A 15195-nucleotide genomic window follows, 5' to 3' on the forward strand; every position below is an offset into this window, starting at 1 on the left:
CATTATATAGGCATCTGTCAGGAAAGACGAATCCGCAGGGTATACTCAAGCGGAGTGATGAGCGTTACGATGACCTTAAGGCAGCCGTCCGGGTAGCTCATCCCGCGGATATCGGCCAGGTGATGCTCATGACAGCCCTGCTCTAGCTCCATCCAGTCCTCCCCGGAGCTGTAGCGCAGCGTCCCGGCAGTCCAGAAGGAAGTCTCGCTCATCCCCGGCACCGGCGTCAGCGCGGAGCCTTCGAGTCTGCCCTCGCTGGCGAAGAGCAGGACGATCTGGGTCAGCACATCTGCTGGAGACGGCGCTGAGAAATGCAGATCCCAGCCTGCTTCCCACTCGCTTACCTTCACGCAGACACTGCTGGTCTGGTTATGGGTAAGCGGCCGCTCGCCATGAGGCAACAGATACCACGGGCTGGTAGGCAAGCCGGTGCGCGGAGGCAGCTTATCTGCGGGAATAGTGCCGTAATACCCCTTCCCAGCTACAGACTCCAGACGATAGCCGCCTGAAAGCTCCGTCAGCGTATCCATCGTAATCAATCCCGGTCCGAAGCTTGAAGCCAGCTGAACCCCCAGCAGCCTTGCCCGGCCATGCCGCAGCGAGAACAGCGAAGAAGCCTCGGTCATCACGCTTACACTGGTCTCCCCGCTGCGCACCCGGGCAACCGGAGCGCCGAATTCCGTATGCTGCTTGCTGTGGCGGACGGATCCGCCGTAGCCGTCCTTCCCGATACGGCCGATCAGCTCCTGACGACCCCACGCGCCATTGATTACCTTACGGTAGCTGTCCGGCAGTTCTCCCGGTATGACTGAAGCCGCCTGCATCTGCGGATAGAGCAGGAACCCCAGCATAATCTGATTGGGCAGCGAACCCGGATGCATAACCGAGCGGCCTGCCAGCTCCGCAAGAGCTGCGAATTCCGGGTCACGGTCATGCTCTGCCATCAACTGATAGCACAGATAATAGTCAGCCAGCGAATAGACGCTGCCGAAATCCTGCCGCCCCGAATAATCGGTGACCACCTCACCGTCCGGGTGAACCAGATATTTCATCATCCGCAGATTCAGGCGCACAGGCTCCAGAAGCTCAGGACGGTTCAGATCCTGCGCGGCGTAATAGAGCATAATGTCACTGACCGTATTGTAGATTCCGTTACTCCGCTCCGTCCATTCGCCGTCCGGCGTAATGTCCATCCCCTCCTGAAGCCATTCCCCGGCTCTCGCCTGTAACTCCTCCAAGGCAAAAATCCGGTATAAAGACCCCAGCGCAGCAGTCAGCACCCAGCGGTGATTCGGGGTATGTACACCCCCGGTCAGCATCGCCGGAATCGTCCGCACAAGGAAGACTCTAATCTGATCCGCCACCGGCTTCAGCGGCGGCCAGCTTTCCCGCTCGAGCAGCGTGAGGATATTGGCTAATCCGACCACCACGAACGCCGTATCCGGCGGTGAATGATAATTCGTCCAGCCCGGCGAGATCGTGCCGTCCTCATGCTGGAACCGCAGCATGAACGCCATCCCCTCATGCAGCTGCTCCAGCAGCACCAGATTCCGGTAATACCGGGACTGCGGATTCACCAGCGCAGCCGCCCATGCCGCCAGATACTGGGCTGTGCCCGTGTGATTCGGCCAGGCTACGCCGCTCAGCGGATCACGCACGCCCCCGAAGTACCGGCTCTCCCGGTCACTGATCTGCAGCTCCATGGATTCCTCTGTCCATTTGTCATTAATGTCCGTTATCTTCTTGAACATCTGCTCGACTCCCCTATCTGCCAGCCCTGTTTGGGCGTGAATTATACTGCACCTGCACCAGCCAATACAGCACCAGTCAATAGCCTCAGCCCTTCACGGCTCCGGTCATCACACCCGAGACGAAGTATCTTTGCAGCCATGGATAGACGAGTAGAATAGGCACTGTGGCGAACACTACCGTAGCCGCCTTCAGACTCTCCGGCACAACCGTGCTGATCGCATTCCCCTCCATTCTCATCATATCGGTTACCTGGCTGTTCTGGATCATATGATAGAGCTTAAGCTGGAGCGGATACAGCTCCGGCTTCGTGATATACATCAGCGTATCCTGGAATCCGTTCCATCTGCCGACTGCATAGAACAGGCTTAGGGTAGCAAGCACCGGCATGGATAACGGCAGAATGATACGGATCAGCGTCCCGAACTGGCTGCTGCCGTCGATCTCAGCGGACTCCTTGAGCGCGTCTGGAATACCGGCCAGAAAAGAAATCAGGATAATCATATAGAAGGGGCTAATCAGCCCGGGCAGAACCAGCGCCCAGATCGTATTCAGCAGATGCAGCTCCCGTGTCAGAATATACTCTGGAATAATACCGCCGCTGAAGAACATGGTGACGACAATGATGAACATGAAGATTTTACGGCCCTTCAGATCCTTCTTCGACAGGGCATAGCCCGCCGCAATAGTCATCATCATGCACAGCGCTGTGAACAGTACCGTCAGGAATATCGTGAAGGCCAGCGAGCGGATCATCGCGGCATCACTGAACACTTTTTTATACGCCTCAATATTGAAGTCCATAGGGAACAAAGTAACTTTGCCCGAAGCAATCGGGACCGTTCCGCTGAAGGACACCGCGAGAATATGCACGAACGGAATCAGACATGCCAGCACCGATAAGGTTAAGCAGATCACAATCCATGTATCAAACGCCTTGTTAGCTGCTCTTTCATTCATAATGTACACTCCCGATCCAAAGGTTGATTAGAGGATGCTCTCGTCTGTAAGCTTCTTGGAGATATAGTTCGCCGCCAGCAGGAACAGAAGTCCGACCACCGCCTGGAACAATCCAACCACCGTAGCCAGCGTATACTGCCCCGATTCCAGACCGATCCGGTAGACAAAGGTACTCAGCACATCCGAGTATTCCATAACCGCAAGGTTACCGATGACGAACGGCCGCTCGAAGCCAATCGAGATCATGTTGCCCAGATTAATGATCAGCAGCGTAACAATTGTCGGCTTGATCCCCGGAATCGTAATATGCAGAATGCGCTTGATTCTTCCGGCCCCATCGACCTCCGCCGCATCGAACAGCTCTTTATTGATGCCCGCGAGTGCCGCCAGATAGAGAATCGTCCCCCAGCCTGCGCTTTGCCAGACACCGGTCAGCAGGTAAGTGATCAGCCAATAATTTTTGTCAGAGAGAAAAGGAATCGCATCCAGTCCCAGACTCGTTAACAGGTTGTTAATCATCCCGGACTGCTGGCCAAAGAGCTGATACACAATCCCGCCGATGATTACCCAGGAAATAAAATGCGGAATATACAGAATCGTCTGAGACAGCTTCTTGAACCAGACCACCTTCAGCTCAAACAGCATAATGGCAATAATCAAGGGGGCGGGAAAAGAAACGATCAGATCCAGAAAGTTCAGCATCAACGTGTTGCGTAAGGTTATATAAAAGTCCTGATTCGCAAATACCTCGCGGAATCCGTCAAGACCAATCCATTCACTGCCACCAATGCCTTTGAAAAAGTTGAAGTCCTTGAACGCAATCTGCACACCATACATTGGACCATATTTGAAAATAATAAAGAACAGGACGGGCAAGACCAGCAATGCGTACATCTGCCAATTTCTGCGAAAATAACGGGTGTATCCCACAACGATTCCTCCTCCACTGTGCCCCTGAGGCTGAAAGAGGAGCAGCCAAGACCGGCAGCCCTGCCGCTCCCCCTCCCTCACGGACCTCGAATTCAATTATTTCTGCTCGCTGTAGGCAGCCTTGCGTTCATCCAGAATGGCCTGTCCGCCGCTTGACATGTAGTCCTTCAGCATACTCTCATAGGTGACTTCGAATTCGCCAGGGGAGACCATTGTAGATTTCACCATCAACTGCTTGATTTTATCGCTAAGTGTCGTGCCGTATTTGCTCTCGGCCTCAATCGGACGGCTGGTGAACACCGGCTCAATCGGGTTAGTGGTGGAAATATTCAGTGATTTCGCGATGATCTCCTGATACTGGGTGCGGAAGCTCTTCACAAAGGCCTCATTATTCTTCTCCTGGCTCTCGAAAATCCGTCCGTTCGCGATAATTCCGATATCCCCGCCGCCTGACAGCTTGTTGGAGGATTCGACAGACAGATCCGGAATGGAGACCGGCACGCCGTCTTCCAGCTTGTAATGCTCGCCTTCAATTCCGTTCTGAATATATTGCAGATGACCATCCGCAGACATCCAGTCCAGATACTTGATAGCTTCCACCGCATGCTTGCTGGACTTCGGAATCATAATATACATCCCGTTCGGAGCAGATACTGGCTTGGCCGTCTTCCCCTCGCTGTTCGTGAACGGATCAATGGCGCTCAGTACCGCCTTCGGGTTATTCTTCGTCATAACATCATAAGAACCGTCAGGGTAGAAGATCGCATCGTTATCATCGCTGAATGCGCCCACAAGCCCGTTCCCGATATTCTGTGTAAGGGTCTCTTTATTCTCATCCAGGGCAAAATCCTTGCTGATCAGCCCTTCGTTATACAGCTTGTTCATATATTGAATGGCATCCTTGAATCCGGGCAGCAGAATCGGGTAGTCCCGGGAGCTCAGGCTCTGTGTAAACTCGAAGCGCTCCTGCTCACTAACCGGCTTGATGAAGGACCAGACCAGCGAATCATACTGCGCCGCAGCAATCGTCATGCCCAGTGGAATCACCTTGCCGCCGGTCTCACCCGGATCTTTGGTCTTGAAGGCGGTCAGTGTATTGTATAACTCCTCTGAGGTAGCCGGAACGGGAAGCCCCAGCTTATCCAGCCAATCCTGACGGATGAAGGAAGCATATTTACCTATCGTAGAGCGTTTGGCAGGAATGCTATACTGAACGCCATCGTATTGACCGTAGCGCAGAGTATCCTCGCCAAGGAACTTGGTCAGATTCTGTCCATGCTCCTTCAGCAGCGGAGTCAGATCCGTCAGCCCGCCTTGTTCGGCATATTTGTTGAAGGTTCCGGAGTCATAGGTGAAGACGATATCAGGGACATCGGTTCCGCTGGCCATCAGGACATTAAGCTTGGTCACTTCTTCCGAGCGGGGGATAGGGACGAATTCCACATCGATATTATTCGCCTTGCCGAAATTCTCTTTAACATAATTGGTGAGGAAATTATCGGATGCCGTAACACCGGCCGGCGCATTGCCACGGTCAAAAATTTCGATCTTCAAGCTGCCGGCTGGTGCTGCACCGTTGCCGCTTGCCTCACTGGAATCTTTAGACGAGCATGCAGACAATACCATAGATGACATAAGAACCGCTGAGAGACCGAGAGCCAACTTTCTTTTACCGTTATCATTTGTCATATTTCCTACCACCTATCCCTTTCGATTTCTGATTTCAATCAGCCTGTTGTCTCTGTATGATGCTTACGGCTTGACCATGTGATGAATTATTACATCGTTTGCGTAATTCGACAATATACATGTTTCTTATTGAATTTTCATGAAAAAACCAATGAAATTGCAGCATTTTTCATTTCGAATATACAATTATCGCAGGAACGCTTCACGAGAATTGTATCCTTAAACCTAATTATATAACATATATATAACACTATTTGTTATATAACTGCCGGATCGTAGAACCCTGCCAACCCCAATAATCAAAAAAAGCGCAAACCCGGAATCAGCTGAAGCCGGATTTACGCAGTGCTTATTCATCTTTATGGAGCTTCGATTTGCGGTAATCCCCCGGGGTCATGCCCGTAATACGCTTGAAGACCCGTCCGAAGGTAATGGAATTAGCATATCCAATCTGCAGGGCAATATCCTGTATGCTCTCTGAAGTCGTCTCCAGCAGTTCCTTGGCCTTCATCAGCCGCTGCTCTGCGAGAAAGTCCACGAACTTCATATTGAATTCTTCCTTGAACAGGTAGCTGGCGTATTTCGCAGAGATCTGGAACCGTTCGCTCAAATGATTCAAGGAGAGATCAGGATTGGCAAAATGCTCTTCAATATAATGCTTAACCTCGGTAATCATCACCCGGTGGCTCTTCAGCTCATTGACTGACACATAGACATGGTAGGTTTCATTCAGCCAGCCGGTCAGCAGCTCCCGGATCTCTTCAAGATCGGTGCTGCCCCGAATGCGTTCCCGCAGACCGCCGGTCCATGCTGCCGCGAGCTGACGGTCGAGTGTCTCCGCTATGCCCTTAAGCTCCTGCTCCAGTGCCTGGAGCAGCACTTCCAGCAGCATATAGATCTCTTCGTCCTTCAAGCGGTCCTTGCGGAAGGAATCGAAGATTTCGTCCAGCCGGATACGCCAGTTCTCGTCCGACAGACGGAATTCACGGACAAGCTGGGTGAAGCTCCCGAAGTATTTATAGCTCTGTAGTCCGGAATCGTCCTGCCCGTCCACCATATGGACTGCCGCAATCTCTGTTCCAAGTGCCAGCCTGTGACTCAGCACCTCAGCCGCAGCCGCGTAAGAATTCCGGATCTCCCGCCAGTCCCGGACGACCGTACCCACTCCGAAGGTCAGAAATACCCGCAGATTATCCATAATCCAGCGGTGGCAGTCTCTTGCCAGCTCCAGCATCGTATCGCTGTCATCCTTCACCGGCTGGAACCGGAAGCCAATAATCATCCCCAGCCGCTCCCCGCTGATCCATTCGGCCCACGCATGAAGCTGCCTATCTGCCATCAAGTCCCCCAGTACATTGGTTAGGGCGAATTTCAGCAGATTCTGATCCTGAGCAGGCAGCGCATGCCAGTCCTTCTCCCGGTTCAGCTCGGCTGCGAATACAACGAAGGCTTCGAACTCCCTGGTGCCCTCAAAAGGGTCCAGCGACTCCAGCCGCTCTGCCGCATCCTCCAGCCGCTGTCCGCTGAGGAAATCCTGGAACAGCTCCCGGCGCTGAATGACCAGATTCTCGTAGCGTTCCCGCTCATAATCGGTAGTGATCTGCACCAGACGGTCCAGCGCGTTATGCATCAGGGCCAGCTCATCGGAAGCTACGGCAGGCGCGGCATTCTGGGCCGCAGGCTGAAGTCCTTGAATCCGCACCATCAGCTGATGGATGGGCCGGTAATTCCGCCGGGTGATGTAGATGATGTACACTATGCCCAGCGCAATCGTCAGCAGCCCGAGAATGAACCAGATGTAGGAGATCACCGAGATCCAGTCGAATAAGCGCCCGGCCCGCAGCCCGCTCTCGAAGGTCCAGCCCAGATTCTTCGCCTCGACCTTCGAGAGCGTTCTGTTATTCTGACCGTCTGCGGCGGGAGCAGAATCATAGATCGGTGTCCCCGAGACATCCTTGATCCGCAGGAAGGACAGTTCCCCACTCGTTAAGCTGTCCACCAGACGCTCTATGCGGTACACACTGACATTAATAACAATGTAACCGTCGGAGCCCCAAGGAATCGGCAGCCTGCTGGCCTGGCTGATCACCGGCCGCAAGTCCTGAGAGTTCCTGGGCTGAACCATCCGTACAGCGCTCCACCCCTGCTGCTGCTTATTCGCGGAGAGCTGCTGCAAATATTCCGCCTCCAGCCCCTGGCCCTGTCCCGGATTCACGTATCCGCTCTGGCCCAGCATCAGCTTGTCCTTGTTACGGTAGACATAGATCGAATCAATCAGGCTGAAGCGTTCAGATAGCCGGTTCATGCTCTGCACAATTTCATACGAGCTTCCAGCCGGTGAGTCCGTGCCGGAGGGCGCATCCAGGAAGTCATTATAGGAATAGTTATTTCCGATCTCCTGCAGCACGCCCAGCTCTATATCATTCAAGGTCCGCTCCACCGTATCCGCCACATAGCGGGTGGATATGTAATTGGCCTTCTCCGTCTCGCTGCGGGACAGCTCCGTAATGACCATGAAGGCCAGGAAGATTAGAACAGTGACTACAAGCAGGAAGACAGGGAAGTATGAGAATAGCATCCGACTATACCAACTGCGCTTCATAGAGCTTCCCCCTTCTTCTTATTCAGACTGCTGCTTCTTATGTGAAATGGAGCTTACCTTGTACAGCAGCAAAGCGCCGAGCGCGGCGCTGACCGTACAGGAGAAATACATTAGTCGCGGGCCGCCGCTATCCAGCAAATACCCGTTCAGCAGGTTCCCGGCAATGCCTCCAAGCCCCACAAACACCATATTGAACAGGCTTTGTCCTGTGGCCTGCAGCTCTTTGCCCGTAATGGAGGCCACATATTCCACAGCTGCAATGTAAAAGAAACCAAAAGACATACCGTGCAGCGTCTGGACACCTATCATAACACCGGGAACAGGAATGAGCCATTGGATCGCCCAGCGGAGCATGTAGACAACGGAGGCCAGCATCAATGTTTTCTCATAGCCGTACTTCTTCAGAACGCTTGCGGCCACGAGCATGGCCGGAACACTGGTAATGGAAGCAATCATCAGGGCGATGCCTGACCATGCGAAGCTCCCGCCCGCCATCTGGAAGGTCAGGACAAAGAAGGAGTTGAAGGCCGTAAGCGTCTGGTTCACCAGAAAACAACCGGCGAGAAACAACAGAAAGACCCGGTTGCCCAGCAGCTGCCTGATTCCGCTGGTGAAGGTTACGTGCTGCGTCCGCCGCTCCACATTCACCGGGATGGTAATCACGAGCAGAAGGGCAAGCAGGTTGAAGAGCAGGAAGGGAATCCACAGCTCTGTAACTCCCATCCAGTTCAGATACAGTCCTCCGAAGTACCCTCCCAGCGCCGTACCGATACTGCCGAACAGCCGGATGGTCCCGAACGAGGTGCCTGCGGCTGAAGCTGCATTCACAGCATAAGCGTCGGCAATCGGCGTCTGGGTGCTCTGAAAAATCGTATACAAGCTGTATACCAGCACAATGACGACAAGCCATTTTACATTGTAGAAATAGACTATGGTGCCGGGAACAATTAGGGTAAGCATTAGTACCAGTCTTGTTCGTTGATAGCGGTCCACCAGAATTCCCCATAACGGCTGAAACAGAATCGCCAGCAAGGTGCCGAATGCCATCATCACTCCAATCCTCTGGCTCGTCATGCCCTGATGGACCAGAAGAGAGGTGACATACGGGTTGAAGCTGCCCCCGGCCAGACCTGTGAACAGATACAGCCCGCGCATCTTCAGCAGGACCTCGCTCTCCTTGCTCCCTACAGAGAATCTCATTATACTTGTTCCGCGTCTCATCTTCATACCCTCAATTCTGCCCGGTTCCTGCGTTCAGCCTGCTTCGGGCCGCCGCAGCAGCACCTATCGCTCCCGCCTGATTGCCGAGCACCGCCTGCCGGATCGTTAAGGCTTGCTCAGGCGTGTACCGGCTGACCCGCGCTGCAACCTCCTGCACATAGCCCGGGTTCTTCTCCACGACACCGCCGCCGAGAATGACCAGCTCCAGATCCAGCGTAATCGCAATATTCTTGACCGCCGCCGCCATCTGTTCATACGCATGATCCAGCAGCGCAAGTGCTGTCTCATCCCGTTGCTGCGCGGCTGCAAATACATGCTCCGCCCGGACCGCATCGCCCTGCGCCAGCTCCCGGATCAATGAACTACTGTTGTTCCCGTGCAGCCTTGCAGCCGCCTTCGCTCCAATCCCCGTGCCGGATACCTCCATCTCAAAAGGACCGAACTCACTGTACTCCGGATCGGCAGCAGCATGAACCGCTCCCGGCTCAACGATGAGATAGCCGATCTCACCCGCAGCGAAGCTGGCTCCCCGGTAGAGCTGGCCGTTCAGGAACAAGGCGCTGCCCACCCCCGTCCCGACTGTGATCATAATGAAATGCTCAGATCCGGCAGCCGAGCCCGCTGCATACTCGCCCATAGCCGCCATATTCACATCATTGTCCAGCACGACCAGTCCGGGATAATAAGCGGCAATTACCGGACGAATATCCGTGGTTGCAGGCCAATTGAGCGCCGGTGCGCTGGTCAGTGTGCCAGTGCGCTCATTCATGACTCCCGGGAACCCGATGCCCACTCCCTTCAGAGAAGTGAGCGTAGTGCCGTTACGCTTGCAGAATTGCTCCAGTTCGGCGAATAACCAGCGGAAGAATACCTCCGGCTCCCGGCTCAGCTGCGTCTCCACCTTGTACTGTTCAAGCACCGTACCTTCTTCATCTGTGAGGCATAGCAGTGTCTTGGTGCCGCCCACATCAATTCCGGCAGTTAACATATTCATCTAGGATTCCCCCGTCATTCTATAAAATATATGCTTATGCTCCTTATGCCCGCAGCTCACGAAAAGCCAACTGGACCGCGGTCTGCACCGCTCCAAGAACCACATCCTTGTCACCGTGGCTGGAAGCAGCCAGCCGGGGCTTCCGTTGAAGCCCGCCCAGCCTGGCTTCCAGCCTCTCCAGCAGGATCTCTCCATGGCTGCCCAGTTCGCCTCCAAGAACCACAGTCGCTGGAGCCATCACTGTACAAATACTGCCCACCGCCTCTGCGAGCAGATTGCAGTAAGCTTCCATAATAGTCAGTGCAAGAGGCTCGCCTCTGCGCACTGCATCCCATATCTGCGCTGCCGTTCCTCCAGGTGTGGACAGCAGATGCGCTGTATCACCTGCGCCTGTGTATTCTTTTGCCATCCGATTGGCCAGTTGCCTTAATCCGTCTGTAGACAGTACATCCTCCAGCCTGCCTGCGCTCAGCATCAGATTCGCTAGCTCGCCTGCACCGCCGCCAAGCCCCCGGTAGATCTCCCCGTGGATAATAAGGCCGCCCCCGGTTCCTGCGCCGATGGAGAAGTACAGCAGAGAGCCGCTTGCCGCCATACCCGAAGAGGCATACTCCGCCAGAGCCGCGAGGTTGACATCATTCTCCGTCACTATGGGCACGGGGAACAGCCGGGCTAGATTAGCCCTTGCGAGCACCCCTTCACACCCGCGCAGCGGGGCAACCAGGTCAGACACGCTGCCATCTGCCGGGTCCACTACGCCAGGAATCCCGAAGGCGGCAGCCCGCAGCTTCTCCCGGGAGATCCCGGAATCCGCAAGCAGTCCCTCTATGCTCTGAACCAGGAAGTCTTGATATACCGCCTCTGTCAGCCCGCCCTCCGGCATAGACAGCTGCTTGTAATAGCAGATCTCTCCGCTCATATCTGCGAGTGCTATGCGCAGGCTGCTTCCCCCCACCTCAGCCCCCAGGGTATAAAAGCATTTCGGGTTGAATTCCACTAGAGTCGCTTTGCGGCCCTGAGTATTCTCTGCTCTGCCGGTCTCTCTGACCAGTCCGCGTTCTATAAGATGAGCAATGGCCGAGGATACCGTAGGCTTGCTTAAGCCGGTATACCGGCTAAGATCCGCCCTGGATTGCGGTCCGCCGCCGATCATCTGGTCCAGAATCAGAAATTCATTGAGATTGCGCATGACCTTGGGGGTCCCGGCCGTTTGAATTCTCACGATTCATACTCCGTTCTATACATAGTTAATTAAGTTTACTAACTTAATATACAGTCTAATATACAGTCTTTCGGGCGATTTATCCAGCACCTAAAAAAATACAAAAATCCCCAATCCTCCTGCGGATCGGGAACGAGTGTCAGGCTATTTCAGCATTTTCTCCATATGCAGCACTTTGTGGAAGCCCGCCTGCGAGGAGAACAACCGGGTATTCTCCACCTTGAAGGTCCGGAAGCCTACCCGCTCATACAGCTTCTTCGCCAGCGGATTGGTATCGACAACCTCCAGCAGCACCTTACTGCGGTTCGCCTGCCGGGACCAGGTGAAGGCGGCTTCCAGCAGCCGGGTTCCGATTCCAAGCCCTCTGGCTTCACCAGAAACAACAAGCGGGTCAATGTGAATCGTGTCCTTAGAGATACCACTGTGGAACAGACGGTATACGCCGTAGGCTGCATACCGCCACACACCACCGAAGATACCGAATGTCTGCCTGAGCGACGCATAGTTTAGCGCGGCGAAGAAGCCGTCACCTTTTTCCAGACCGATGAATCCTATAACCCTTCCTTCACATAGCGCGTATAGACCGTTGTCATAACGCAGGCTGCGGCAGAGCACCTCCACAACCTCCTTCTCTTCACGGGTAAATATCCACAGGGCGCTGAATTTGAGGGCAAAAGCCTGGTAGTACAGCCTGGCGACCTCGCTTTTCTGCACTTCATCCAAGCGGTCTACGATCTCTACTTGCAGTGTTGACATACCGGTTCCTCCTTATTGTTCCACTCCAGATTCTATCCGTCTTGGTGAACGATCCCTCTTCACGGTTACCTGCCGTCCCCTTGCCCTGTTCTGCCAAAGCCTTGGAGGACTGTATTAACCAGCAGCTGCGGAGCGTCATTCTTCGCAAGATTCCCCTTCTGGATCTCCTGCCAGGCAACGAACAACAGATTATACATGACCGTGATGATCCAGTGGGCGGTCATTCCGGCATTCAGCAGACCGCGTGCCTGCCAGCCCTCCACCGCTTCCCGCAGTGGCTGCTTGATCCGTGCTTCCTCGGCTACAATATGCGGGTTCTCGTCCACTGAGGCTGCAGAGCTGAGAAAAGACACCTTGCTGCCCAAAGGAATCAGCACCTCGAACACTTCCATCAGGAATGAGAGCATATCGCGCTCCTCTGCGGTAACGCCCCCAAGCGCTTCTTCCACCAGCCCGATCGCATTCAGCGCCAGCGCATCCAGCAGCAGCTCCCTGGTGGAGAAATAACGGTGCAGCGTCGCAATGCCGATCCCTGCGTGATCCGCTATCTCCTGCAGCGTAGCCGTCGGCTTGAGCGCAAGCAGCTCCGTGGACGCATCCAGAATGGCCTTGCGTTTGTTATCTTTAACACTGGTTTTCATGAATATAGGCCTGCCTCTGCTGTAGGATGAGTGATAGTTTTTTTATTATAATGATATTTTAGTAATCTAAATGATACATTTATCTATCATTTAGGTTTATTTTATACCGGGAGGTGGGTGGTGTCAAACCTCCAATGCGCGTTGGCGGAGGGTTAAGTGTAATTCGTACAACTAAAATGAACAATACAGGCTCTATGTGCGGTTTAATTGTATTTGATACATCTATTTATAAGTAAATGATCTAAAAGTCTGCTTTCGCCTCATTTTAATTGTACAGAATGCAGTTAACTCAGCTTATCCGGGCTTTAGGCTACTTTTAGCTGTACGGAATACAATTAAACTCACTCCTACAAAAAGAAGGGAAGACGACAACCTCCCGTCTCCCCCATATTCCTTATATTTGATCTTTCGAGCATTACTTTCGCCCACATTACCTTACATTACCTTACATTACCTTACCCCGCACTCCATCCGCAGCACATGGAACGACTTGGGCTCAAGCGTATATACCATGGAGTTCGCGGTCTCAAGCGGCTCACGCTTAGGCGCGATGTTGCGCGGAGCCTCAATAGAGTTCACTTCCGCTTCCTGTCCCTGCATGACATACGCCTCGCCGATTCCGTTCAAGGACAGTGCTGTCTCCAGCTCCACCTGAACGGTACGGTCCAGCGTGTTCACCAGCTTCACATAAAGGACTTGCTGCTCCTCATCATAAGAGACAGTGTAAGGAATCTCCTCCTGATCATGTACGGTCTGCAGCACCTTCGTTCCCATCAGTGTACTGTACATTTGCTGCACATAATAGCTTGGTGTACCGTAGCTGCTCTCCCCGTCGAACCAGATCATATCCGGCGACCACTGGGCATAGCCGAGTCTGGCGAACAACGGAGCATAAGAGGCCAGCACAACGATATCGGCATTGCGCTCAAGGCCTGTCAGGAATGCGGCTTCTGCCAGCGCAGCGCCCCAGCTGTTGAAGTGCGGCGCATTCATCCCGTTGCCATAGTGACCCGCATATTCCCCGGCGAACACCTTGATGTCTCTCGGATACTGATCATAGAAATGCACATTTTCGCACAGCCATTCCGGCTTCACGTAGTAATGCTCATCGATAGCGTAGACGAAGTTTGGATTACCCTCGGCCCGCTTCCGGTAATATTCCCACGCCCGGGTGTAGTTGACCGAACTGACATCCGGCCCGGCGGAGCCGATGAGCTGTACAGACGGGTACGCCGCATGAATTGCCTGCTCGAACAGATCGTATCGGGTGAAAAAGTCCGCATGCTCCGTCTCCCACTGCTCGTTGCCGATCCCGATCATCTCCAGACCGAACGGTTCAGGATGGCCCATATCACTCCGCAGGCGGCCCCACTGAGAATCCACTGGCCCGTTGGCGAATTCCAGCAGATCCAGCGCATCCTGAATATACTCCTGGAAAGCCTCATCATGCACGCCCACATGCTCTGTAGACTGGAACTGGCAAGCCAGCCCGACATTCAGCACCGGAATCGGCCGCGCTCCCAGGTATTCACACAACAGGAAATACTCATAGAACCCAATCCCCAGACTCTGATTATAATGACTGTATTCGCTCGTGTACTGATTCTCTTCATTATTCCCGTGCAGCGCCCAGCGGCTGCTATTATTCCTGCGCTGTTCGGCGGCACCCACACTCCGCTTCCATTGGTAACGGTTCTCCAGGTTATAGCCTTCAACAATACATCCACCCGGGAACCGCAGGAAGCCAGGCTTCATCTCCTCCAGCAGCCCGACCAGATCCCGGCGGAACAGACCCCGCACCGCATCGGAGGGAATCATGGAGACGAAGTCGAAGCAGACCGTACCCGGAGCATCCAGCCGGATGACGAAATGCCCATACGATACAGGCCCACTGCTGCTAAGCTGCGCTGTATAGCGTGTCCACTCTTCCCCTACCGCTGTCGCGATGACGGCCTGCGCCATAACTGTGCTATTTTGCTCAACCGAAACTTCAATGCCCCCTGTATACCCCTCCGCTCTGGCATAGAAGGATACCTCATACGTAAGTCCCGGCTTCAGGGAGACACCATCATAGGCTTTATTGGTAAAAGCATTCTGCGTCTCCCCGGCGGTAAACGCCAGGTAATGGGGATTGACCTCATTCTGCGGATGCTCCGTCTGAATCTGAAGCGTGGCTTCGTATGCCTCTGCGGGATAAGCCGTCCAACCATAAAGGCCGTCATGACTCTCGCTGTAGCTCCCCCTGTCGCCCTGCGCCTTCATGAACTCAAAGGAACGGTTCTCAATCATCTCGGCATGCAGCCCGCCGTCCAGACCATAGTTGATATCCTCGAAGAAGAGCCCAATCATCCCCTTGGAGATCGATACTCCGGGTTTATCTGTAATTTGTATTTTCATTTATAAGACCTCGCTTCATAAAGAGTATTAACCC

The 15195-nt window shown here is 53.9% G+C and carries 11 protein-coding genes; all 11 read right to left on the reverse strand.

The window, feature by feature from the left end; all coding sequences use genetic code 11:
* Positions 1-17 precede the first annotated feature (17 nt).
* Positions 18-1751, reverse strand: coding sequence for a hypothetical protein (locus NST43_RS21910; RefSeq protein ID WP_339219363.1), 1734 nt, complete (start codon positions 1749-1751; stop codon positions 18-20).
* Between the two features lie 85 nt (positions 1752-1836).
* Complete coding sequence (locus NST43_RS21915) at positions 1837-2709, reverse strand: carbohydrate ABC transporter permease (RefSeq protein WP_339219365.1); 873 nt, start codon at positions 2707-2709, stop codon at positions 1837-1839.
* Positions 2710-2736: 27 nt separating this feature from the next.
* Positions 2737-3603: an ABC transporter permease subunit gene (locus NST43_RS21920; RefSeq protein WP_339225496.1), complete on the reverse strand. Its 867-nt coding sequence runs from the start codon at positions 3601-3603 to the stop codon at positions 2737-2739.
* Between the two features lie 132 nt (positions 3604-3735).
* Positions 3736-5274, reverse strand: coding sequence for an extracellular solute-binding protein (locus NST43_RS21925; RefSeq protein WP_339219367.1), 1539 nt, complete (start codon positions 5272-5274; stop codon positions 3736-3738).
* Between the two features lie 403 nt (positions 5275-5677).
* A complete protein-coding gene (locus NST43_RS21930) occupies positions 5678-7930 on the reverse strand; it encodes an AraC family transcriptional regulator (RefSeq protein ID WP_339219368.1) in 2253 nt (750 codons plus the stop codon).
* An 18-nt stretch (positions 7931-7948) separates the two neighbouring features.
* Positions 7949-9130, reverse strand: a complete 1182-nt coding sequence (locus tag NST43_RS21935; protein ID WP_339219370.1) for an MFS transporter — start codon at positions 9128-9130, stop codon at positions 7949-7951.
* Between the two features lie 31 nt (positions 9131-9161).
* Positions 9162-10145: an ROK family protein gene (locus NST43_RS21940; RefSeq protein ID WP_339219372.1), complete on the reverse strand. Its 984-nt coding sequence runs from the start codon at positions 10143-10145 to the stop codon at positions 9162-9164.
* Positions 10146-10188: 43 nt separating this feature from the next.
* The gene (locus tag NST43_RS21945) at positions 10189-11367 is read right to left on the reverse strand and encodes an ROK family transcriptional regulator (RefSeq protein WP_339219374.1); all 1179 of its coding nucleotides are present in this window, start codon (positions 11365-11367) and stop codon (positions 10189-10191) included.
* A gap of 144 nt (positions 11368-11511) precedes the next feature.
* Positions 11512-12123: a GNAT family N-acetyltransferase gene (locus tag NST43_RS21950; RefSeq protein ID WP_339219376.1), complete on the reverse strand. Its 612-nt coding sequence runs from the start codon at positions 12121-12123 to the stop codon at positions 11512-11514.
* 65 nt (positions 12124-12188) lie between these two features.
* Positions 12189-12764, reverse strand: coding sequence for a TetR/AcrR family transcriptional regulator (locus NST43_RS21955; protein ID WP_339219378.1), 576 nt, complete (start codon positions 12762-12764; stop codon positions 12189-12191).
* A gap of 450 nt (positions 12765-13214) precedes the next feature.
* Positions 13215-15161 (reverse strand): alpha-L-arabinofuranosidase C-terminal domain-containing protein, encoded by a 1947-nt coding sequence (locus NST43_RS21960; RefSeq protein ID WP_339219379.1) that lies wholly within the window; start codon positions 15159-15161, stop codon positions 13215-13217.
* Positions 15162-15195: the final 34 nt, after the last annotated feature.

Origin of the sequence: Paenibacillus sp. FSL H8-0332 (assembly GCF_037963835.1) — a bacterium.
In the GTDB taxonomy this organism is placed as follows: Bacteria; Bacillota; Bacilli; order Paenibacillales; family Paenibacillaceae; genus Paenibacillus_AQ; species Paenibacillus_AQ rhizoplanae.